The sequence below is a fragment of the Marinobacterium marisflavi genome (assembly GCF_982447095.1).
Map to the genome: position 1 here is coordinate 587,873 of NZ_OZ457898.1, position 21,495 is coordinate 609,367.

The 21,495-nt window shown below is 51.4% G+C and carries 33 protein-coding genes; 32 read left to right on the top strand and 1 reads right to left on the bottom strand.

What is annotated here, in order from left to right; genetic code table 11:
• Positions 1-46 precede the first annotated feature (46 nt).
• Genes AC1WNR_RS02740 through sufU form a run of 8 tightly spaced genes read left to right on the top strand, consistent with a single transcriptional unit; the run spans position 47 to position 6,744 of the window.
• Positions 47-634 (top strand): SRPBCC family protein, encoded by a 588-nt coding sequence (locus AC1WNR_RS02740; RefSeq protein WP_481643008.1) that lies wholly within the window; start codon positions 47-49, stop codon positions 632-634.
• A gap of 2 nt (positions 635-636) precedes the next feature.
• The gene (locus AC1WNR_RS02745; protein ID WP_481643009.1) at positions 637-1,509 is read left to right on the top strand and encodes an AAA family ATPase; all 873 of its coding nucleotides are present in this window, start codon (positions 637-639) and stop codon (positions 1,507-1,509) included.
• Between the two features lie 6 nt (positions 1,510-1,515).
• Positions 1,516-2,703 carry a vWA domain-containing protein gene (locus AC1WNR_RS02750; RefSeq protein ID WP_481643010.1) on the top strand — a complete coding sequence of 396 codons (1,188 nt, stop codon included), beginning with the start codon at positions 1,516-1,518 and terminating at the stop codon, positions 2,701-2,703.
• Positions 2,704-2,731: 28 nt separating this feature from the next.
• Positions 2,732-3,577 (top strand): XdhC family protein, encoded by an 846-nt coding sequence (locus AC1WNR_RS02755; RefSeq protein WP_481643011.1) that lies wholly within the window; start codon positions 2,732-2,734, stop codon positions 3,575-3,577.
• A 1-nt stretch (position 3,578) separates the two neighbouring features.
• On the top strand, positions 3,579-4,235 hold the full coding sequence (locus AC1WNR_RS02760) for a nucleotidyltransferase family protein (protein WP_481643012.1): 657 nt from the start codon (positions 3,579-3,581) through the stop codon (positions 4,233-4,235).
• 9 nt (positions 4,236-4,244) lie between these two features.
• Positions 4,245-5,099: an XdhC family protein gene (locus tag AC1WNR_RS02765; protein WP_481643013.1), complete on the top strand. Its 855-nt coding sequence runs from the start codon at positions 4,245-4,247 to the stop codon at positions 5,097-5,099.
• Complete coding sequence (locus AC1WNR_RS02770; RefSeq protein WP_481643014.1) at positions 5,099-6,325, top strand: aminotransferase class V-fold PLP-dependent enzyme; 1,227 nt, start codon at positions 5,099-5,101, stop codon at positions 6,323-6,325. Before AC1WNR_RS02765 ends, AC1WNR_RS02770 begins: the two co-directional genes overlap by 1 nt.
• Positions 6,322-6,744, top strand: a complete 423-nt coding sequence (gene sufU / locus AC1WNR_RS02775) for a Fe-S cluster assembly sulfur transfer protein SufU (protein WP_481643015.1) — start codon at positions 6,322-6,324, stop codon at positions 6,742-6,744. The genes AC1WNR_RS02770 and sufU overlap by 4 nt, the downstream gene beginning before the upstream one ends.
• Positions 6,745-6,846: 102 nt before the next feature.
• Here sufU and fusA read toward each other — a convergent pair whose 3' ends face one another.
• A complete protein-coding gene (gene fusA / locus AC1WNR_RS02780; RefSeq protein ID WP_481643016.1) occupies positions 6,847-8,931 on the bottom strand; it encodes an elongation factor G in 2,085 nt (694 codons plus the stop codon).
• A 291-nt stretch (positions 8,932-9,222) separates the two neighbouring features.
• Between fusA and tuf the strand changes: the two genes are divergently transcribed.
• From tuf to rpmJ, 24 genes are all read left to right on the top strand, one after another.
• A complete protein-coding gene (tuf, locus tag AC1WNR_RS02785) occupies positions 9,223-10,416 on the top strand; it encodes an elongation factor Tu (protein WP_481643017.1) in 1,194 nt (397 codons plus the stop codon).
• Positions 10,417-10,623: 207 nt separating this feature from the next.
• A complete protein-coding gene (rpsJ, locus tag AC1WNR_RS02790) occupies positions 10,624-10,935 on the top strand; it encodes a 30S ribosomal protein S10 (protein ID WP_209287949.1) in 312 nt (103 codons plus the stop codon).
• A 110-nt stretch (positions 10,936-11,045) separates the two neighbouring features.
• The gene (rplC, locus tag AC1WNR_RS02795) at positions 11,046-11,684 is read left to right on the top strand and encodes a 50S ribosomal protein L3 (protein ID WP_481643018.1); all 639 of its coding nucleotides are present in this window, start codon (positions 11,046-11,048) and stop codon (positions 11,682-11,684) included.
• Positions 11,685-11,695: 11 nt separating this feature from the next.
• Positions 11,696-12,301, top strand: a complete 606-nt coding sequence (gene rplD, locus AC1WNR_RS02800) for a 50S ribosomal protein L4 (protein ID WP_481643019.1) — start codon at positions 11,696-11,698, stop codon at positions 12,299-12,301.
• Complete coding sequence (gene rplW, locus AC1WNR_RS02805; RefSeq protein ID WP_481643020.1) at positions 12,298-12,597, top strand: 50S ribosomal protein L23; 300 nt, start codon at positions 12,298-12,300, stop codon at positions 12,595-12,597. Before rplD ends, rplW begins: the two co-directional genes overlap by 4 nt.
• 13 nt (positions 12,598-12,610) lie before the next feature.
• Positions 12,611-13,435, top strand: a complete 825-nt coding sequence (gene rplB / locus AC1WNR_RS02810) for a 50S ribosomal protein L2 (protein ID WP_481643021.1) — start codon at positions 12,611-12,613, stop codon at positions 13,433-13,435.
• A 12-nt stretch (positions 13,436-13,447) separates the two neighbouring features.
• Positions 13,448-13,723: a 30S ribosomal protein S19 gene (gene rpsS / locus AC1WNR_RS02815; protein ID WP_481643022.1), complete on the top strand. Its 276-nt coding sequence runs from the start codon at positions 13,448-13,450 to the stop codon at positions 13,721-13,723.
• A 9-nt stretch (positions 13,724-13,732) separates the two neighbouring features.
• Entirely contained in the window at positions 13,733-14,065 is a 333-nt protein-coding gene (rplV, locus tag AC1WNR_RS02820; RefSeq protein WP_481643023.1) for a 50S ribosomal protein L22, read from the top strand.
• A 25-nt stretch (positions 14,066-14,090) separates the two neighbouring features.
• Positions 14,091-14,771 (top strand): 30S ribosomal protein S3, encoded by a 681-nt coding sequence (gene rpsC / locus AC1WNR_RS02825; protein WP_481643024.1) that lies wholly within the window; start codon positions 14,091-14,093, stop codon positions 14,769-14,771.
• A gap of 11 nt (positions 14,772-14,782) precedes the next feature.
• Positions 14,783-15,196 carry a 50S ribosomal protein L16 gene (gene rplP, locus AC1WNR_RS02830; protein ID WP_481643025.1) on the top strand — a complete coding sequence of 138 codons (414 nt, stop codon included), beginning with the start codon at positions 14,783-14,785 and terminating at the stop codon, positions 15,194-15,196.
• Positions 15,196-15,390, top strand: coding sequence for a 50S ribosomal protein L29 (rpmC, locus tag AC1WNR_RS02835; protein ID WP_481643026.1), 195 nt, complete (start codon positions 15,196-15,198; stop codon positions 15,388-15,390). The genes rplP and rpmC overlap by 1 nt, the downstream gene beginning before the upstream one ends.
• Complete coding sequence (gene rpsQ / locus AC1WNR_RS02840; RefSeq protein WP_481643027.1) at positions 15,387-15,650, top strand: 30S ribosomal protein S17; 264 nt, start codon at positions 15,387-15,389, stop codon at positions 15,648-15,650. Before rpmC ends, rpsQ begins: the two co-directional genes overlap by 4 nt.
• Before the next feature lie 82 nt (positions 15,651-15,732).
• A complete protein-coding gene (gene rplN / locus AC1WNR_RS02845) occupies positions 15,733-16,101 on the top strand; it encodes a 50S ribosomal protein L14 (RefSeq protein ID WP_481643028.1) in 369 nt (122 codons plus the stop codon).
• 101 nt (positions 16,102-16,202) lie between these two features.
• The gene (rplX, locus tag AC1WNR_RS02850; RefSeq protein ID WP_481643029.1) at positions 16,203-16,526 is read left to right on the top strand and encodes a 50S ribosomal protein L24; all 324 of its coding nucleotides are present in this window, start codon (positions 16,203-16,205) and stop codon (positions 16,524-16,526) included.
• Positions 16,527-16,540: 14 nt separating this feature from the next.
• The gene (gene rplE / locus AC1WNR_RS02855; protein WP_481643030.1) at positions 16,541-17,080 is read left to right on the top strand and encodes a 50S ribosomal protein L5; all 540 of its coding nucleotides are present in this window, start codon (positions 16,541-16,543) and stop codon (positions 17,078-17,080) included.
• Positions 17,081-17,090: 10 nt separating this feature from the next.
• Positions 17,091-17,396: a 30S ribosomal protein S14 gene (gene rpsN / locus AC1WNR_RS02860; RefSeq protein ID WP_481643031.1), complete on the top strand. Its 306-nt coding sequence runs from the start codon at positions 17,091-17,093 to the stop codon at positions 17,394-17,396.
• Positions 17,397-17,496: 100 nt separating this feature from the next.
• Positions 17,497-17,889: a 30S ribosomal protein S8 gene (gene rpsH / locus AC1WNR_RS02865; RefSeq protein WP_481643032.1), complete on the top strand. Its 393-nt coding sequence runs from the start codon at positions 17,497-17,499 to the stop codon at positions 17,887-17,889.
• 12 nt (positions 17,890-17,901) lie between these two features.
• Positions 17,902-18,435 carry a 50S ribosomal protein L6 gene (gene rplF / locus AC1WNR_RS02870; RefSeq protein WP_481643033.1) on the top strand — a complete coding sequence of 178 codons (534 nt, stop codon included), beginning with the start codon at positions 17,902-17,904 and terminating at the stop codon, positions 18,433-18,435.
• Between the two features lie 9 nt (positions 18,436-18,444).
• Positions 18,445-18,795, top strand: coding sequence for a 50S ribosomal protein L18 (gene rplR, locus AC1WNR_RS02875; protein ID WP_481643034.1), 351 nt, complete (start codon positions 18,445-18,447; stop codon positions 18,793-18,795).
• A 10-nt stretch (positions 18,796-18,805) separates the two neighbouring features.
• A complete protein-coding gene (gene rpsE, locus AC1WNR_RS02880) occupies positions 18,806-19,309 on the top strand; it encodes a 30S ribosomal protein S5 (RefSeq protein WP_481643035.1) in 504 nt (167 codons plus the stop codon).
• Between the two features lie 3 nt (positions 19,310-19,312).
• On the top strand, positions 19,313-19,495 hold the full coding sequence (gene rpmD, locus AC1WNR_RS02885) for a 50S ribosomal protein L30 (RefSeq protein ID WP_481643036.1): 183 nt from the start codon (positions 19,313-19,315) through the stop codon (positions 19,493-19,495).
• A gap of 12 nt (positions 19,496-19,507) precedes the next feature.
• A complete protein-coding gene (gene rplO / locus AC1WNR_RS02890) occupies positions 19,508-19,942 on the top strand; it encodes a 50S ribosomal protein L15 (protein ID WP_481643037.1) in 435 nt (144 codons plus the stop codon).
• Positions 19,942-21,267: a preprotein translocase subunit SecY gene (gene secY / locus AC1WNR_RS02895; RefSeq protein WP_481643038.1), complete on the top strand. Its 1,326-nt coding sequence runs from the start codon at positions 19,942-19,944 to the stop codon at positions 21,265-21,267. Before rplO ends, secY begins: the two co-directional genes overlap by 1 nt.
• Before the next feature lie 17 nt (positions 21,268-21,284).
• Positions 21,285-21,401, top strand: a complete 117-nt coding sequence (rpmJ, locus tag AC1WNR_RS02900) for a 50S ribosomal protein L36 (RefSeq protein ID WP_007021200.1) — start codon at positions 21,285-21,287, stop codon at positions 21,399-21,401.
• The last annotated feature ends 94 nt before the right edge of the window (positions 21,402-21,495 follow it).

Sequence of the window (21,495 nt, forward strand, 5' to 3'; positions counted from 1 at the left end):
ATGATGGCCGGCCTCACGCGAGGTCGGCCTTTTTTGGAGCAGTAAGATGCAAGTAGATCTAGATAAAACCTTTGAACTTCCCGGCTCTGCTAATCAGGGATGGGCCTTTTTGCAGGATATTAGCGGCGTTGCGAGCTGCATGCCTGGCGCTGAAATCACCGAGCAGGTGGATGACAGTAACTACAAAGGTAGCGTTAAGGCGAAGATCGGACCGGCTACGATGGCCTTCGCCGGTAACATAGAGATCCGCTCGATTGATCTTGATAAGCGCGAGTTGCAGATGGTAGGTAAGGGACAAGACTCGAAAGGTTCATCCTCCGCGACCATGGATTTGACGGCTTGGGTTACTGAGGAGGAGGGAAAGGTTGTCTTGCGTGGAAAGGCTACCGTGACGGTGACCGGCAAAGCGGCGAGTCTCGGTGGTCGTATGATGACACAGGTGGCCGATCAGATTCTTAATCAGTTTGGTAAAAACTTCTGTAATAACGTGGCAGCGATGGGCGAGGACGAGGTTGCAGAGCAAGCGCGTGAAGAACTTTCAGAGCAGCCTAAAGAGCTCAATGGATTCGCTTTCGCTTGGTCGGTATTTACCGGCTGGTTGCGCAGCCTATTTGGCGGTAAAGCGAGCAACTAATCGTGTCCCATCAGGATATCTCAGCCTTTCGTTCTGAATTGCTTCAGGCGGGTTATGTTGCAGACGCCGAGCTTGGCTCGGCGCTCTGGCTTGTTAGTCGACTGGAGCGTCCTCTTCTACTTGAAGGAGACGCTGGGGTTGGTAAAACCGAGATTGCCAAAGCGCTCGCTAAAGTGCTGGGCACGCAATTGATTCGGTTGCAGTGCTACGAGGGGTTAGATGTTAACTCGGCTGTTTATGAGTGGAACTACCAGCACCAGCTATTAGCCATTCGCTCACAAGAGGGAAGTGCTAATTCAGATACAGCTATCTTTGATCCAAAGTATCTCCTTGAACGGCCTCTACTAGCGGCCATCCAATCTGATAAGGCTGCGGTGCTGCTTATCGACGAAATTGATCGATCTGACGAAGAGTTTGAAGCCTTCTTATTGGAGGTGCTGTCAGATTTTCAGGTCAGTATCCCTGAGTTGGGGACGATTGAAGCGAAGAGTCGACCGAGGGTAATTCTGACATCCAACGGTACACGACAGCTGAGCGATGCACTGCGCCGCCGCTGTCTTTATCACTACGTAGACTATCCAAGCTTCGATAAAGAGTTGAAGATTTTGCGTACCCGCTTGCCCGAGGTGAATGTTGCACTTGCGCGTCAGATCGTCGGGTTCGTGCAGGATCTGCGCAAGGTTGACTTGGTTAAACGGCCGGGTATTGCGGAGACGCTCGACTGGGCGGCCGCTCTGTTGCAGTTCGGTTTGGATAAATTAGATGCTGATCCAGAGGTATTGCGCTCAACCCTGGTTTGCCTGTTGAAGACGCGGGAAGACAGTGAGCGTCTCGAAGACTTTGAGCTCGAGCGCTTGGTCGCTCGTGCGGTGTGAGTCTCAATGAGTGATGTAGCTGAGATTCTCGATCCTCAGATACCTGACAATCTGTCTCAGCGTCTCTTAGGTTTTGTGCATCAAGCACGCGCGAACGGCTTTCGGGTTGGTGTCTCTGAGCAACTCTTAGTACAGAACTCGATAGCCCTGATCGATCCCTTTTCGGAGAGGGAGTTGCGTTCACTCCTACGCTTGATTCTTTGCAGCGAAAAACGGGACTGGAATCGGTTTGACGAGCTGTTCGATAGCTATTGGCACGGCGAGCGTAGTCGCCGGCAAGTACACACAGCAGGCGGTTCGGGAAGCGCACTGAAACTGGCAACAGAACAATCCGAGGATCCAGACCGAACCGCTTCGAACTCTAACCAAGGCGATGCAAATGAGGGGGCGGGAGACTCTGATGGCACCGGCGAGGGCTATCAGGAGGGTGCCAGCCGTTCGACCTCTATCGAGAAAGTTGATTTTGGTAGCATCACGGACCCAGAAGAGATGCGCCGAATCGAGTTGATGGTAGAGCGTATGGCGTTGGATATGCGCAAACGGCTGAGTCGGCGCAAAAAAGTGAGCAAGAAGCAGGGTGCTGTCGATTTAAGGCGGACGTTGCGTCGTTCGTTAGCGACGGGCGGAGAGCCCATCACCTTGTTGCGCAAACAGGTGCGCAAACGTCAGCCGCGTCTGCTACTGATACTTGATGTGAGTCGTTCGATGTCGATGTACAGCTTTTTACTCCTTCGATTTGCTCGCGGTATCGCGCGCTGTTTCCGTGATGTCGCAGTCTTTGCCTTCCATACCCAGATAGTCCCTATTACCGATGCCCTGCGGCAAACCAGTCTCGTCCGTGTGCGCAATTCCCTGGCGATGTTGGGTTCTGGTTGGTCTGGCGGTACACGCATTGGCGAGTCTTTGGCCCAATTTAATGAGCGCTACGGTAACTGGGTGAACAGCCGTACGCTCACCTGTGTTGTTAGTGATGGTTATGACACGGGCGATTTAGATGCATTGCAGCAGTCTTTGCACCAGCTTAAGCAACGCGGGCGTAACTTGTTGTGGGTTAACCCGTTATGGAAACGCGAAGGCTTCACCCCCGAGGCTAAGGGCATGAAGATTGCTATGGACTACGCAGATCAAGTCGCTGGCGCACACAATATAGAAACGTTGCGAGCCTTGGGGCCGCACTTTACCCGACTGGCTTAAAGGTGCCAGCAGAAATGGGGAGAGATCGATGCTAACAAAAGAACTGCAACAGACGGCTGATCAACTCAGCTTAGAGGGCGAGCGTTTAGCGGTTGCAACGGTGGTGCGTGTTGAGTCCCCCACTTCATCTAAGCCGGGCGCTCGAGCGTTGATTACGGAGCAGGGCGAAATCCATGGCTGGATTGGCGGTGGTTGTGCGCAGCCGGCGGTTATACGAGCAGCACAGCGCGTGCTAGCGGCAGGAGAGCCCGAGCTGGTAAGAGTGACCCCCGAGGCAGACAAGGTTACCGAGATCGGTATGGTTGCACACAAGTCGTCGTGCAAGAGCGGCGGTGTGCTCGATATCTTCATTGAACCTTTCGTTAGCCGCAAGGCCTTGTTGATTCTCGGTTCTAGCCCTTGTGCGTTAGCGCTCGCGCGTCTTGCCACGGCCCTCGACTTCGACGTTACGCTAGCAGCCAATGGCGAACTACCGGATATGTACGGAGTGATATCGCACCAAGGGTATGAATTGAGTGAACTCTCCTTCTCTTCTCTCCCCTATATCGTCGTTGCTACCCAAGGACGTGGTGATAAAGCGGCACTCACTGCAGCATCACGCTTGCCTGCCGCTGTATTTGGATTCGTGGCAAGTGCCAAAAAGGGCGCTGCACTGAAGGCAGAGTTAGTGTCAGCCGAGGGTGTTGGACCGCATATCCAGCAGATGATCGCCCCCTTCGGCGTTGATCTGAAGGTTAAGTCCCCGCAAGAGATCGCTGTTGCTGTACTGGCCCAACTTATTGAACTGCGTAACGGCGGTATGGCTAAAAGCACGCCCAGTGAAGTGCGGCTCGATGCGATCGGTCAACCTGCCAAGAGCTGTTGTGGAGGTTGATATGACTACTCTTAAAAGGCTATCGGTGGTGCTACTGGCTGCGGGAGAGTCTCGTAGAATGGGCGAACTCAACAAACTCACTTTGCCTGTTGACGGTCTCCCCATGCTGCGTCGCACTGCAATGATGTTATCTAACTACGGACGGGCCGAAGGGTGCGGCTTTGCTGAAGTAGTCGTCGTCACCGGTCATCAGCAGCGCGAGGCAGTTGAGCAACTCTCAGGGCTGCCGACATTGATTGCCCATAATTCTGATTACGCCGACGGGCAGATGAGTTCAGTGCTATGCGGTTTGCGGGCTTTTAGCCAGCCAGTAGATGGTGTCATGGTCTGTTTGAGTGATCTACCGCTGCTTGATCTTGAAGACTTGCGCACCATTCACCAGGCGTTTACTAGAGCTCAGAAGCCCATACTTGTACCGACTTTTGAGGGTCAGCGCGGGAATCCAATTGTTCTAGCGTTTGAGCAGGTAGAAGAGATCATATCGACCGGCCGCAACCTAGGGTGTAAGCATCTGATCGAACGCGAACCCGAGCGCGTAACCACCATAGAAATGCCGAATGACCATGTCGTTGTCGACATGGACACACCTGATAATTATAAGAGCGTACAGGCGCGGATTGCGAAAAAGTCGATCACGCATCTAGTTGACGCAGTCTAGGGAGGCGCGATGAATCCTATCTTTTCTTTAATTGAAAAGCTGCAACAGAAGAGAGAGCCATTTGCGATCGCAACTGTGGTGGAAACCTACGGTTCGGTCTCTGCTAAGACCGGCTCGAAAGCCGTGATTGATAAAGAGGGGCAGTTGCTAGCCGGCTGGGTCGGTGGTGGTTGCGCTGAGTCCACCGCATGTCAGGAGGCTTATGACGCGATTATCTCCGGCGAAACGGCGATTATCGATCTTGACCTCGATGACGAAGTGTTGGGTACAGGTATGCCCTGCGGCGGCGGTATGCGGGTCTACATAGAGCCGGTGCTACCCAGTCCTAGTATCTGGTTGATGGGGCATGGGCGCGTTGCAGAAGTGATCTGCGAGATGGGTGCGATCTTGGGCTACGATGTGATCGTTAATGACCTGGGTGCCGATGTGGCGCGCTTCCCGAAGGCGCAGCAAGTTATCGTAGATGATCTCGATTATGCGCAGTTACAACCCAAGCCGGATGATTATGTTGTCATTGCGACACAGGCAAAAGGCGATCATGAATCGATGCTGCGTGCCCTGGCCTCGGAATCAAAATATATAGCACTGATTGCCAGTCGCAAGCGTTCACGCCTGGTCATGGAGTTTCTTCATCGAGAGGGCTTTAGTGATCAAGAGTTAGAGCGTGTGATGGCCCCGTCTGGAGTGGACTTGAACCCCAGAACACCGGAAGAAATTGCGCTGTGTATACTCTCCGAAATCACATTGGTACGTCGTAACGGCAGCGGCATGCGCATGAAAGATAAGTTTGCCCAAGAGGAGGCGCAGGCTGCCCAGCGTGATAATTTGGCAAAATTCGAGGCGAAGTCGAAGGAGGCGGGCTAATGACGTCGCTCTCTGGCGCGTTGGCTAATATACGGAACCTGTTCCCACAGGTGCGTGAAAGCCCCACTGCTTACCTTGACAGCGCAGCGACCACGCATAAGCCTGAGATGGTTATACAGGCGATGCGTGAGGCGACATCAACCAGCTACGCGCCGATTCATCGCGGCTTTTATGCAGAAGCTGAAATGGCCAGCAAAGCGTACGAGCATGTTCGACGCCAATGTGCTGACCTCCTCGGTTTTAATCAGCAAGAAATCATATTCACTCGCTCTGCGACTGAGAGCATTAACGCGGTTGCTGAATCCTTTTTAACACCCAAGTTATCCGAAGGGGATTGGGTCTGGGTTACAGAGCTCGAGCACCACGCAAATTATCTGCCGTGGCAGCGTGCCTGCCAGAGGAGCGGGGCAGAGCTAAAGGTGCTTAAGATAGATTACACCACCGGCGCTGTCTCAGCGGAACAGGTCGAGGAGCTCGCTGACGAGCGTACGAAGATGTTGGCTATCACCGGGCAGTCGAATGTTCTGGGTGTGATGCCACAGCTGGAGCCGTTAATGCAGGTCGCGCATGCGGTCGGAGCGACGGTACTCATAGATGCAGCCCAGTGTATAGCGCATCAGGCTTCAGCCTTATCCAAGTTGGACGCTGACTTTATTGTATTCTCCGCTCATAAGGTCTTTGGACCTACTGGGGTAGGAGTATTGGCTGGCCGATACAAGCACCTTGAAAACATGGAACCCTGGTTGTTGGGCGGCGGAATGGTAGATTGGGTTGGCGAGGGAGCGCAGCCTTCTGAGTGGACTGACATCCCCGCCCGGTTTGAGGCCGGATCTCCTAACTATATCGGCGTGATCGGCTTGGGGGCCGCATTAGGGTTCCTTGAGCAACTTCCGTCAAAGCTGGTCTCTGAACAGCTTCTACGAATTGGCGTCTACGCCCATCACTCACTCAGTGTCCTTCCCAAGGTGCGCATGCTGACCCCATCTTCAGCTGCAGCCACCGGCGTAATTAGTTTTCTACACGAAGATATTCACCCTCATGACCTAGGGCAGATCTGCGCTGACTCCGGCGTGGCTGTCAGAGCTGGGCATCATTGTGCTCAGCCGCTTATGGCGGCACTAGATATTCCTGCATGTCTGCGAGCGAGTTGTTCTGTCTACACGAATCGGGATGATATTGATCGCCTAGTAGACGCAGTTAAGCAGGCTGAGAGGATCTTTCTTTGAGTAGTGACGCACTCTATAAAGAGGCATTGCTGGAACATTTCAAACATCCACGCAGCCACCGTAAGGAGCCGTTTGAGCCAGGTTATCTAACTGCGCGTGGGCGTAACCCTCGCTGTGGTGATGATGTCGAGGTTGGTTTGATGGTTCAAGATGGTAGGGTTGCGGTCTCAGGTTTTCGAGGCCGTGGGTGCTCCATCTGCATAGCTTCAACATCAATGTTGGTAGAAGCAGTGGAGGGATCGGATATAGGTGAGTTAAGGACGCTGTACAAGCAGGTTATCAACTGGGGTGATGATGCATCAGCGCTCCCCGCTGCGCTTGAAGCGCTGGATGCCGTGCGCAGCTCGCCATCACGCAAAAAATGCGCTTTGCTGGGATGGAACGCGCTGGGAGAGATTCTGGAGCAGTCGCAGAATTAGGCCCTTGCCAGCTATTCAGTTCTCGGCTGTCGAGGGCTGGTTAGGCGTGAGATTTAAAAAATAAAAAAGGGCCCGTAGGCCCTTTTTCAACTGGAAGCCTAATTACTTAGCTTCTTTGCGTGCTTTCGCTTCAGCGATAACTGTATCAGCTACGTTCTGAGGACATGCAGAGTAGTGGCTGAACTCCATAGAGAACTGGCCGCGACCTGAAGTCATAGTACGCAGGTGACCGATGTAACCGAACATCTCTGACAGAGGAACGTCTGCCTTGATGCGTACACCAGTAACGCCAGCTTCCTGGTCTTTGATCATGCCGCGGCGACGGTTAAGGTCACCGATAACATCACCAACGTGATCTTCAGGAGTGAACACGTCAACTTTCATCACAGGCTCAAGCAGCTGTGGGCCTGCTTTAGGCATAGACTGACGGAATGCGCCTTTAGCAGCGATTTCGTAAGCGATTGCTGATGAGTCCACTGCGTGTGAAGCACCGTCGAACAGTTCAACTTCAACGTCAACTACAGGGTAACCAGCGAGGGTACCTTCCTGCATCATTGACTGGAAGCCTTTCTCAACTGCAGGCCAGAACTCCTTAGGAACGTTACCGCCAACTACAGAAGAGGTGAAGCTGAAGCCAGTACCGGCCTCTGCAGGGCGCATGCGGTAATCGATCTTACCGTACTGACCTGAACCACCAGACTGCTTCTTGTGTGTGTAGCTGTCTTCAACTGGGATAGTAATAGACTCGCGGTATGCAACCTGTGGCTTACCAACAACCAGTTCAACGCCGTAAGTACGCTTGAGGATGTCGACTTTAACGTCCAAGTGAAGCTCACCCATACCTTTAAGGATGGTTTCGCCTGAATCTTCATCAGTTTCAACGCGGAATGAAGGATCCTCTGCAACCATCTTACCGATCGCAATACCCATCTTCTCAGAACCACCTTTGTCCTTAGGAGCAACGGCGATTGAGATTACTGGCTCTGGGAATACCATCGCTTCCAGAGTACATGGGTGTTTAACATCACACAGAGTGTGACCGGTCTGAACGTTCTTCATACCAACGATCGCGATGATGTCACCTGCGGTAGCAGTTGAGATTTCGTTACGATCATTTGCGTGCATCTCAACCATACGGCCGATACGCTCAGTTTTGCCGGTTGCTGAGTTAAGGATAGTGTCACCCTTGTTCAGCACACCTGAGTAGACACGTACGAAGGTCAGGGCACCGAAACGGTCATCCATGATCTTGAATGCCAGCGCGCGCAGTGGCTCGTCTGCAGATACGATCGCTTTCTCACCAGTTGCGTTACCTTCTTCGTCGGTCAGATCCTGTGGTTCAACTTCAGTTGGGCTTGGCAGGTAGTCAACAACGCCATCCAGAACCAGCTGAACACCTTTGTTCTTGAACGCAGAACCACAGAAGGTTGGGAAGAAGTCGAGGTTACGAGTACCCTTACGGATACACTCTTTGATCTGCTCAATGGTTGGCATCTCGCCTTCCATGTAAGCCATCATCAGATCGTCATCTTGCTCAACTGCAGTTTCAATCAGTTGCTCGTGGTACATCTCTACATCGTCAACCATGTCCGCAGGAACATCAGTGATCTCGTAGTTTTCTGGCAGACCAGTATCGTCCCACACCCAAGCTTTCTTGGTTAGAACGTCAACAACGCCAACGAAGTTCTCTTCTGTACCGATAGGCAGAGTCATAACCAGTGGGTTAGCGCCCAGTACCTTCTTAACCTGCTCTACGACGCGGTAGAAATCTGCACCCAGACGGTCCAGTTTGTTTACGAAGATTACACGAGCTACTTCTGACTCGTTCGCGTAGCGCCAGTTAGTTTCAGACTGAGGCTCTACACCGCCTGAACCACAGAATACGCCTACACCACCGTCAAGTACCTTCAGTGAACGGTATACTTCGACTGTGAAGTCAACGTGCCCTGGAGTATCGATGATGTTGAAACGGTGGTCTTTCCAGAAACAGGTCGTCGCTGCAGACTGGATGGTGATACCACGCTCCTGCTCCTGCTCCATGAAGTCGGTAGTCGCCGCACCTTCATGTACTTCACCAGTTTTGTGGATCTTACCAGTGAGCTTCAGGATACGCTCAGTAGTTGTGGTTTTACCCGCATCTACGTGAGCGAAGATGCCTATATTTCGGTATTTGCTTAAATCAGTCATGGTTTCACTCTGATTAGTGGGTGTAAAAAAGTGCGCGCATTATACGCGCCTTAGACCAATGATGGAATAGCTGTAAGTGGTGGGATTGGCTAAAAGTTGTTCAACCGGCTGAAGTGTGTTTGTGTTGCTATATATAGCTGACTGAATCTGGCGAAAAACTCAGTTTTTAGCAAAAAATGGGTTGGCGAAGCTTGACTCTGGGTCTGATAGCGTTAAACTTTCGCGCCGACTCGGACTCTCTTTGCGAAAGCGTGTCCGCTAATTTAAGTGATCAATCAAGGGATACAGCCCGTGGCTAAGCAACAATTTGAACGTAACAAACCACACGTTAACGTAGGTACAATCGGCCACGTTGACCACGGTAAAACTACTCTGACTGCAGCGCTGACTCGCGTATGTGCAGAAGTATACGGCGGTGAAGCCGTAGCATTTGATGGTATCGACAAAGCTCCAGAAGAGCGTGAGCGCGGTATCACAATCAACACTTCTCACGTTGAATACGAGTCACCAACTCGTCACTACGCACACGTAGACTGCCCAGGACACGCTGACTACGTTAAGAACATGATCACCGGTGCTGCACAGATGGACGGCGCTATCCTGGTATGTTCAGCAGCTGACGGCCCAATGCCACAGACTCGTGAGCACATCCTGCTGTCTCGTCAGGTAGGTGTACCGTACATCGTTGTATTCCTGAACAAAGCTGACATGGTAGACGACGAAGAGCTACTTGAGCTGGTTGAGATGGAGGTTCGCGAACTTCTGGATACTTACGACTTCCCAGGTGATGACACTCCAATCGTTGTTGGTTCAGCGCTGATGGCACTGAACGGCGAAGATGGCAACGAAATGGGTACAACTGCTGTTAAGAAGCTGGTTGAGACTCTGGATGCTTACATCCCAGAACCACAGCGTCTGGTTGACCTGCCGTTCCTGATGCCAATCGAGGACGTATTCTCGATCTCTGGTCGTGGTACTGTAGTAACAGGTCGTGTAGAGCGCGGTATCATCAACGTAGGTGATGAGATCGAGATCGTTGGTATCAAAGACACTACCAAGACGACTTGTACTGGTGTTGAGATGTTCCGCAAGCTGCTTGACCAGGGTCGTGCAGGTGAGAACGTTGGTGCGCTGCTGCGTGGTACTAAGCGTGACGAAGTTGAGCGTGGTCAGGTTCTGTGTAAGCCTGGTTCAATCAAGCCACACACTCGTTTCGAAGGTGAAGTATACGTACTGAGCAAAGAAGAGGGTGGTCGTCACACTCCATTCTTCAAAGGCTACCGTCCACAGTTCTACTTCCGTACAACTGACATCACTGGTGCTGTAGAGCTGCCAGAAGGTGTGGAAATGGTAATGCCAGGCGACAACATCAAAATGGATGTTACGCTGATCAACCCAATCGCAATGGAAGATGGTCTGCGCTTCGCGATCCGTGAAGGTGGCCGTACCGTTGGTGCAGGTGTTGTATCTAAGATCATCGAGTAATCGATAATCTTTCTTGAAGAAGCCCGCCTTGTGCGGGCTTTTTTGTGCTCAAAATTTGAGTTGGCTATTTTTTATACAAAACCTTGGGTTTGGGGGTGTGAAAAGGTTTGACTCTGTTGAGTTAGTCCGCGTACAATTTGCGTCCCCTTATTCCGAGGGGAGGTCGGCTATTGCCGTAAATTAACTATTAGGAAATGCGTGATCAAAATGCAGAACCAAAAAATCAGAATTCGTCTGAAAGCTTTTGACCATCGACTGATCGATTCATCGGCTCAGGAGATTGTTGAAACAGCTAAGCGAACTGGTGCTCAGGTGCGTGGTCCGATCCCACTTCCTACTCGCAAAGAGCGTTACACCGTTCTGATCTCTCCGCACGTCAACAAAGACGCGCGTGATCAGTACGAAATTCGTACGCACAAGCGTGTTCTAGACATCGTTGAGCCAACTGAAAAAACAGTTGACGCACTGATGAAGCTGGATCTCGCAGCGGGTGTAGAAGTGCAGATCAGCCTAGGCTAATAAGCACGCGCAGATTTATTAATTAATGAAGCGCTATTTGTGGAATACCCCTGCAAAGGGTAGCCGTAGTGGGTAACAGCCCCGTACACAACTGGCAAGAGGTATAGAAAATGTCATTAGGACTTATCGGACGTAAAGCGGGTATGACCCGTGTCTTCACTGAAGACGGCGTGTCCGTGCCAGTCACCGTCATCGAGGTAGAACCGAACCGCGTGACTTGCGTGAAAACTGTCGATACCGATGGTTACGCAGCTATTCAGGTGACTACTGGTGCAAAGAAGGCTAACCGCCTTTCAAAACCAGAAGCTGGTCACTTCGCAAAAGCTGGCGTCGAAGCAGGCGCAGGTTTGTGGGAGTTCCGCGCGAAGGGTGATGAGGAAATCAACGTAGGTGATTCACTTACAGTTGAGCGCTTCGAAGCAGGTCAGAAAGTAGATGTTACTGGTCAGTCAAAGGGTAAAGGATTCCAAGGTGGCGTTAAGCGTCATAACTTCCGTACTCAGGACATGACTCACGGTAACTCACTGTCTCACCGTGCTCCGGGTTCAATCGGCCAGTGTCAAACACCAGGTCGCGTTTTCAAAGGTAAGCGCATGGCGGGTCATATGGGCGCAGAGCGTTCTACAGTACAGAGCCTTGAGGTTGTACGTGTAGATGCAGAGCGTAACCTGATCCTCGTCAAGGGTGCCGTTCCAGGTGCTCCAGGCGGTGATGTCATCGTTAAACCAGCTGTTAAAGCGCGCGGCTAAGGGAGATTGACATGAATTTGAATCTAACTGGTGCCAACGGTTCAGTAGAAGTAGCTGAATCAGCGTTTGGTAAAGAGTTTAATGAAGCACTGGTACACCAGGTTGTAACTGCTTACATGGCAGGTGCGCGTCAGGGTACTAAAGCTCAGAAAACCCGTTCAGAAGTTGCTGGTGGTGGTGCTAAGCCATTCCGTCAGAAAGGTACAGGTCGTGCTCGTCAGGGTACTACTCGTTCTCCTATCTGGCGTACAGGTGGCGTAACATTCGCTGCTAAGCCACGTAGCTACGACCAGAAAGTAAACAAGAAGATGTACCGCGCTGCGATGCGTTCTATCTTGTCTGAACTGGTCCGTCAGGAGCGTCTGGTTGTTGTTGAGAACTTCTCTGTAGAAGCTCCAAAAACCAAGCAGTTCTTGGCAAAAATGAAAGAGTTCGACCTGAGCAATGCTCTGGTTGTAACTGAAGAAGTTGATCAGAACCTCTACCTCTCTTCACGTAACGTGCCACACGTTGATGTGATTGATGCAGCAGGTATCGACCCAGTATCACTGATCGGTTTCGACAAAGTCGTTATGACTGTTCCTGCTCTGAAGAAGATCGAGGAGGTGTTTGCATGAACCCGGAACGCATCTACAAAGTGCTGCTCGGACCGCACATCTCTGAGAAGGCTACCATCGTAGCTGAAGGAAGTGAGCAGGTTGTTTTCCGTGTAGCTAAAGACGCAACTAAGCCTGAAATCAAGGCTGCAGTTGAGCAGCTGTTCAACGTCACTGTTGAAAGCGTTAACGTACTGAACCAGAAAGGCAAAACCAAGCGCACTATGCGTGGTATGGGTAAGCGTTCTGATGTTCGTAAAGCGTACGTACGTCTGGCTGACGGTTCAGAAATCGATTTTCTGGCTGCTGGCGAATAAGAGGGGTTGAGACATGGCAACTGTTAAAGCAAAACCAACCTCAGCAGGACGTCGTCACGTCGTTACTGTGAAAGGTCAGGAACTGCACAAAGGTAAGCCTTTTGCAGCTCTGGTTGAGAAGAAGTCTAAGTCTGGCGGTCGTAACAATAACGGTCGTATCACTACCCGTCATATCGGTGGTGGTCACAAGCAGGCTTACCGCGTGGTTGATTTCCGTCGCAACAAAGACAACATCCCAGGTGTTGTTGAGCGTCTGGAATACGATCCAAACCGTTCTGCGAACATCGCACTGGTGAAATACGCAGACGGTGAGCGTCGCTACATCATCGCCCCTAAAGGCGTTGAAGCTGGCGCGCAGCTGATGTCCGGCGAAATGGTCGATATCAAGCCAGGCAACTGCATGCCTCTACGCAACATCCCAGTGGGTTCTACTATCCACTGTATCGAACTGAAGCCTGGTAAAGGCGCTCAGCTGGCTCGATCAGCTGGTGCATCAGTTCAGCTGGTTGCGCGTGAAGGTACTTACGCAACTATCCGTCTGCGTTCAGGCGAGATGCGTAAAGTCCTGGTTGAGTGTCGTGCGACTCTCGGTGAAGTTGGTAACGGCGAGCATAGCCTTCGTCGTCTGGGTAAAGCTGGTGCTACGCGCTGGCGTGGTGTTCGTCCTACGGTCCGCGGTGTGGCGATGAACCCAGTAGATCACCCACACGGTGGTGGTGAAGGTCGTACCTCTGGTGGTCGTCACCCAGTTACACCTTGGGGTGTTCCGACTAAGGGTCACAAGACTCGTAAGAACAAGCGTACCGATAAGCTTATCGTACGTGACCGTCGCAAGTAAGGGGAATCAGCCGTGCCACGTTCATTGAAGAAAGGTCCTTTTATCGACCTTCACTTGTTGAAAAAGGTAGAAGCTGCAATCGAAGCGAATGATCGCAAGCCAATTAAGACTTGGTCACGTCGCTCTACAATCTTTCCGAACTTTGTCGGACTGACGATTGCTGTACACAACGGCCGCCAGCACGTCCCAGTTTATGTAACTGAAGACATGGTAGGTCACAAACTAGGCGAATTCTCTGCTACTCGTACCTTTAAAGGTCACGTAGCAGACAAGAAGGCTAAGAAGTAATAGGAGTCGATGATGGAAGTTGTTGCTAAGCATAACGGCGCCCGCATCTCCGCTCAGAAAGCTCGACTGGTTGCAGACCAGATTCGTGGCAAGTCTGTTGGCGAAGCTCTGAATATTCTGGCGTTCAGCACCAAGAAAGGTGCACACCTGGTTAAGAAAGTGCTTGAGTCTGCTATTGCAAACGCTGAGCACAATAACGGTGCTGACATCGACGAACTGCGTGTATCTACCGTATTCGTTGATGAAGGTATGACTATGAAGCGTATCCGTCCACGTGCTAAGGGTCGAGCTGATCGTATTTTGAAACGCTCTTGCCATATCACGGTTAAGGTCGCGGACTAATAGCTGAGTACTAGGAGATTTAATCATGGGTCAGAAAGTTCACCCAACCGGTATTCGGCTTGGCGTTGTTAAAGACCACACTTCTGTGTGGTACGCGGACAAAGCCGATTACGCGAAAAAATTGCTGAATGATCTCGAGGTACGTAAGTACTTGGAGAAGCAGCTTGAAAAAGCATCTGTAAGCCGCATCGAAATCGAGCGTCCTGCACAGAATGCAAAAATCACTATCTATACTGCCCGTCCCGGTATCGTGATTGGTAAGAAAGGTGAAGACGTAGAAGTTCTGCGTTCAACTGTATCTGCGATGATGGGTGTGCCTGTGCACATCAACATCGAAGAAGTTCGCAAGCCAGACCTGGATGCGAAACTGGTTGCACAGAACGTTGCGGGTCAGCTGGAACGTCGTGTGATGTTCCGTCGCGCTATGAAGCGTGCGGTACAGAACGCTATGCGTGCTGGCGCGAAAGGTATCAAGATCTCTCTGGCTGGCCGTCTTGGCGGTGCTGAGATCGCGCGTACTGAATGGTACCGCGAAGGTCGTGTGCCTCTTCACACTCTGCGTGCCGATATCGATTACGCGACTTATGAAGCGCACACCACTTACGGTGTAATCGGCGTTAAAGTATGGATCTTCAAAGGTGAAATCCTTGGCGGTATCGAACAGGTACGTGCTGAGAAAAATGCACCTGCGAAGAAAGGCAAGTGAGGTAGAGATCAATGCTACAACCTAAACGCCTAAAATTCCGCAAGGTACAGACTGGTCGTAACCGTGGTCTGGCGCAGCGCGGCAGCAAAGTAAGCTTCGGTGAAATTGCACTGAAAGCAACAGGTCGCGGCCGTATCACTGCACGTCAGATCGAGGCAGCTCGTCGTACCATGACTCGTCACGTAAAGCGTGGTGGTAAAATCTGGATCCGTGTGTTCCCAGACAAGCCAATCACTGGCAAGCCACTTGAAGTACGTATGGGTAAAGGTAAGGGTAACGTTGAGTACTGGGTCGCTCAGATCCAGCCTGGTAAGGTTCTGTTCGAAATGGCAGGCGTACCAGAAGATCTCGCTACCGAAGCCTTCGCGCTGGCTGCTGCTAAGCTGCCGGTTCCAACAAACGTTGTTAAGCGGACGGTGATGTAATGAACGCAACTGAACTACGTGAACAGTCCGTTGATCAGCTTCAGCAGTCTCTGCTGGGTTTGCTCAAGGACCAGTTTAACCTGCGTATGCAGAAAGCTACTGGCCAGCTGGCACAGACTCACCTGCTTGGTCAGGTTCGTCGTGACATCGCTCGCGTAAAGACAGTACTGAACGAAAAGCAGGTGAATAAATGAGCGCTGAAAAACGTACCCGTACTGTGACCGGTAAGGTCATCAGTGACAAGATGGATAAAACCATCACTGTGCTGGTTGAGCGCAAGGTAAAACACCCGATCTACGGCAAATTCGTTAAGCGTTCAACTAAGTTGCACGCACATGACGAAAAAAATGAGTGCCAGATGGGTGACCTCGTGACCATCGCGGAAAGTCGCCCATTGTCGAAGACTAAAACTTGGTCTTTGATTCGCATTGAAGAACGTGGAGCAAAGGTGTAATATACCGCACCTTTGCTTCACTAGCCGCTTCGCTCACTGCGATTTTGTTGTGGGCGAAGACATAGAGATTGTGGAGTAAACCATGATTCAGACAGAAACTATGCTTGATGTCGCTGACAACAGCGGTGCCAAGCGAGTTATGTGTATTAAGGTCCTGGGTGGTTCTCACCGCCGCTACGCCAGTGTTGGCGATGTCATCAAGGTGACAGTCAAGGAAGCAATTCCGCGTGGCAAGGTTAAGAAAGGTCAGGTTCTTAAAGCAGTCGTAGTACGTACCCGTAAAGGTGTTCGTCGTCCTGATGGCTCACTGATCCGCTTTGATACTAACTCAGCGGTTCTGTTGAACAACAACGATGCACCAATCGGTACTCGTATCTTCGGCCCAGTAACGCGTGAGCTTCGTAACGAGAAGTTCATGAAGATCATTTCCCTGGCGCCTGAAGTGCTGTAAGACCCCGAAATTTTTTCGGAGTTTTGACGAAAACGCCAAGCTCGAGAGAGTTTGGCGTTTTTGAGCATGAGGAAGGTAGTAGGAAACGAAGGTAATTTAAAATGCGCAAGATTAAACGTGACGACGAAGTCATCGTTATCGCAGGCAAGGACAAGGGTAAGCGTGGCAAAGTTGTACGCGTACTCGAAAACGATCGTTTGATCGTGTCTGGCATCAACATGGTTAAGAAGCACCAGAAACCAAACCCCATGCTTCAGCAGCCTGGTGGCATCGTTGAGAAAGAGGCAGCTATCGCTACTTCTAACGTTGCGATCTTCAACGCTGAAACTGGTAAAGGCGACCGTGTCGGCTTCAAGACTCTTGAAGATGGCAAGAAAGTTCGCTTCTACAAATCAACCGGCGCTGTAGTAGCTGGCGATCAGTAATAGGAGTTGAACAGATGTCTAGATTGAAAGCGCTTTACGACTCAGAAGCAAAATTGAGTCTGAAAGAAGAACTGAATTCGCCAAACGTAATGGCCGTTCCACGCGTCACTAAAATCACCCTTAACATGGGTGTGGGTGAAGCGCTGGCTGACAAGAAACTGCTGGAAAATGCAGTTAACGATCTAACTCAGATCGCTGGTCAGAAGCCGGTTATCACTAAGGCACGTAAATCTGTCGCGGGCTTCAAGGTTCGTGAAGGTTGGCCAATCGGTTGTAAGGTTACCCTGCGCGGTGAGCGTATGTGGGAATTCCTGGACCGTCTGGTAGACGTAGCAATTCCACGTATCCGTGACTTCCGCGGTCTGAACCCTAAGTCTTTTGACGGTCGTGGTAACTACAGCATGGGCGTTAAAGAGCAGATCATCTTCCCAGAGATCGACTACGACAAAGTAGACACTCTGCGTGGTCTTGATATCACTATCACGACTACTGCGAAGACGAACGACGAAGGTCGTGCTCTGTTGAGCGCGCTGCAGTTCCCATTCAAGCAATAAGGGTAGGACTATGGCTAAGGTATCAATGTGGAATCGCGAGTCTAAGCGCGAAAAGTTGGCGGCTAAGTTCGCTGAAAAACGCGCTGCTCTTAAAGCGGTTATCGCTTCACCAGCTTCTTCTGAAGACGAAGTTTGGGAAGCTCAGGTTGCGTTGCAGAAAATGCCACGTGACGCTAGCCCAGTACGTAAACAGCGCCGCTGTCAGGTTACAGGTCGTCCACACGCGGTTTACCGCAAGTTTGGTCTGTGCCGTAACCAGCTGCGCGAAGCTGCAATGCGCGGCGACGTTCCGGGTCTTAAGAAAGCTAGCTGGTAATAATCCACTACTAGCTGGTTAACGGTAAGCGCGGTGGACTGGGCCTAATGAATAGGTTGTTAGGCTACCGCATCGCGCTGCACATTAGAGGAAGTAAAGCATGAGCATGCAAGACACGCTCGCGGATATGTTCACACGCATCCGTAACGGTCACATGGCTGAAAAAGCTGCTGTGGCTATGCCTTCTTCGAAGCAGAAAATCGCTATTGCGAAAGTACTGAAGGAAGAGGGTTACATCGCTGACTACGCCGTAGAAGGTGATGTGAAACCTGTGCTGTCGATCGAACTGAAATACTTCGAAGGCAAGCCAGTTATCGCTGAGATCAAGCGCGTAAGCAAACCATCTCTGCGTATCTATAAAGGTGTTGGTGATCTGCCTAAGGTCTCTGACGGTCTGGGTGTCGCTATCATTTCTACTAGCAAAGGTGTAATGACCGATCGCGCTGCGCGCGCTGCTGGTATTGGTGGCGAAGTTATTGCAACTGTATTCTAAGGGAGTATTAGGATGTCTCGTATCGCTAAGAAACCTGTTGCACTCCCATCAGGCGTCACTGTGACAGTTGCAGGTCAGTCCGTTACCGTTAAAGGTTCAAACGGTCAGCTGACTCACGACATTCACCCATCTGTTGCTATGGAACAGGGTGATGCACAGCTGACTTTCGCTCCACGCGATGGTTCTAAAGGTGCTATGGCATTGGCCGGCACCACTCGCGCTATCGTTGGTAACATGGTTACTGGTGTGAGCGAAGGGTTCAAAAAGGAACTGCAACTTATCGGTGTAGGTTACCGTGCTGCGCTTCAGGGTAAGTCTCTGAACCTGTCACTCGGTTTCTCACATCCAATCGAATACGCACTGCCAGAAGGCATCACTGCTGAAGTTCCTGCTGCAACTCAGGTTGTAATCAAAGGCGCTGATAAGCAGGTTGTTGGTCAGGTAGCTGCAGAAATTCGTGGTTTCCGTCCGCCAGAGCCTTACAAAGGTAAAGGTGTTCGCTACGTCGACGAATATGTTCGCCGTAAAGAAGCTAAGAAGAAGTAAGGCAGGGTTATGAACGTTAAAAAAGAAGCTCGTATTCGTCGTGCTCGCCGCTCACGCTCTCAGATGCGTGAACAGGGTGTAGTGCGTCTGTGTGTTAACCGCACACCGCGTCATATCTATGCGCAAGTTATCTCTGCCGACGGCAGCGCTGTACTAGCATCTGCTTCTACAGTTGAAAAAGAACTGCGTGAAGGCGCAACTGGTAACATCGATGCTGCTAAAAAAGTCGGTGCGCTTATCGCAAGCCGTGCTAAAGAAGCAGGTGTTAGCCAGGTAGCGTTTGACCGCTCTGGTTTTAAATACCACGGTCGTGTAGCTGCTCTCGCAGACGCTGCACGTGAAGGCGGTCTGGAATTCTAAAGGTCTCATTATGGCAAATCACGAACAGAAAGACGGTGAACTGCAAGAGAAGCTTGTTCAGGTTAACCGCGTAGCCAAAGTAGTTAAGGGTGGTCGTATCTTCGGCTTCACTGCTCTGACTGTAGTTGGCGATGGTAAAGGTCGTGTAGGTTTTGGTCGCGGTAAAGCGCGCGAAGTGCCTGTTGCGATTCAGAAGGCTATGGAGCAGGCTCGCCGTAACATGGTAAGCGTACAGCTCAATGGCCACACTCTGCAGTACCCAATTAAAGCCCGTCACGGTGCTTCAAAGGTATACATGCAGCCAGCATCTGAAGGTACCGGCGTAATCGCGGGTGGCGCAATGCGTGCTGTACTGGAACTTGCAGGTGTAGAAAACGTACTGGCTAAGTGCTACGGCTCAACTAATCCAGTGAACGTTGTTCGCGCGACTGTTAAAGGTCTTGCTGCAATGACTTCACCAGAAGATGTTGCTGCTAAGCGTGGCAAGTCTGTAGACGAAATTCTGGGGAGCTAAGCAATGGCTAACACTGTAAAAGTAACCCTAGTACGTAGCCCAATCGGCACTCTGCCGAAGCACAAGGCGACCCTTACTGGTCTGGGCCTGCGTCGCATGAACCACACTGTTGAGTTGGAAGATACTCCTGCAGTCCGTGGCATGATTAACAAAGTCAGCTACATGCTTCGTGTAGAAGGCGAGTAAGAGGATCACCCAATGCGTTTGAACACTCTACGCCCGGGTGCCGGCTCTAAGCAGGCGCCAAAGCGCGTCGGCCGAGGTATCGGCTCTGGTCTGGGTAAAACTTGTGGCCGTGGTCACAAGGGTTTGAAAAGCCGCTCTGGCGGTTCTGTAAAACCGGGATTTGAAGGCGGTCAGATGCCGCTGCAGCGTCGTCTGCCTAAGTTTGGCTTCAACTCTCGTATGGCGCGTTACGTAGCTGAGATTCGTCTGAACGAGCTCGTTGCTGCGGGTGTTGACACTGTCGACCTAGCTGCGCTGAAACAGGCTGACATCATCCGTGAAGAGATCACCTCTGCACGTGTGATTCTGTCTGGTGAAATTACCAAGGCAGTTACCGTCAAAGGTCTTAAAGTGACCAAAGGCGCTAAAGCTGCTATTGAAGCTGCCGGTGGTAAGGTAGAAGAGTAATGGCAATCAAAGGACAAGCAACAGCGGGAATGCAGAGCGGTTTGGGTGAGCTATGGGCTCGTCTACGCTTCGTCGCGATCGCAATCATTGTGTATCGAATCGGCGCGCATATTCCGGTACCGGGTATTAACCCAGATCGTCTCGCTGCGCTCTTTGATCAGAACGAGGGTACTATCCTGAGCCTGTTTAACATGTTCTCAGGTGGTGCGCTCGAGCGTATGTCGATTCTTGCGTTGGGCATCATGCCGTACATCTCTGCATCTATCATTATGCAGTTGATGACCGCTGTGAGCCCGCAGCTCGAAGCTCTCAAGAAAGAGGGTGAAGCGGGCCGCCGTAAGATCAACCAGTACACCCGTTACGGTACCGTTGTTTTGGCAACTGTACAGGCGCTGGGTATGGCGGTTGGTCTGGCTAATCAGGGCGTAGCCTTCACTACTGCGTTCAACTTCTACTTTGTAGCGGTTGTCACTCTAGTAGCGGGCGCAGTATTCCTGATGTGGCTTGGTGAGCAGGTGACAGAGCGTGGTATCGGCAACGGTATCTCTATTCTGATCTTTGCTGGTATCGTGGCGGGTCTGCCGGGTGCGATCGGTCAGTCCTTTGAATCGGCTCGTCAGGGTGACTTGAACATCCTAGCGCTGTTGGCAATCGGTGTGTTGGCGATTGCGACTGTTGGTTTCGTGGTATTCATGGAACGTGGACAACGTCGCATAACGATCAACTATGCCAAGCGCCAGCAGGGCCGTCGCGTTTACGCGGCGCAGACTAGCCACTTGCCGCTGAAGGTCAACATGGCGGGTGTAATCCCGGCGATCTTCGCGTCTTCTATCCTGCTGTTCCCTGCATCCCTTGGCCAATGGTTTGGTCAGTCGGAAGGCATGGATTGGCTGCAGGACATTGCATTGGCACTTGGCCCAGGCCAGCCGCTGTATATCCTGTTGTTTGCCGCAGCAATTATCTTCTTCTGCTACTTCTACACGGCGATTATGTTTAATCCTCGTGAAGTAGCGGATAACCTGAAGAAATCGGGTGCCTTCATTCCGGGGATTCGCCCAGGTGAACAGTCTGCCCGTTACATCGACACGGTATTGAGCCGCCTGACCCTGTTTGGTGCTCTTTACATTACTGGGGTATCGCTGATGCCGCAGGCTCTGGTTGTCGCATGGAACGTGCCTTTCTACTTCGGTGGTACATCGCTACTGATCGTTGTAGTTGTGGTGATGGACTTCATGGCGCAGGTGCAGTCGCACTTGATGTCACACCAGTACGAATCCTTGATGAAGAAATCGAATCTTAAGGGCGGCGCAGGCTTCCTGCGTTAAGCCGAAAGAGGTGGACCATGAAAGTACGTGCATCTGTTAAAAAGATTTGCCGTAACTGCAAGATTGTACGTCGTAACGGTAGCGTTCGCGTAATCTGCAAAGTGGAGCCCCGTCATAAACAGCGTCAGGGTTAATCCTGACGTTTGATGGGGGGAAGGCCGCAACCGTTGATTTATTTTTAATCAACGTGTAGTATTGCGCGCCTTCCACGAACTGAATGAATTTCGT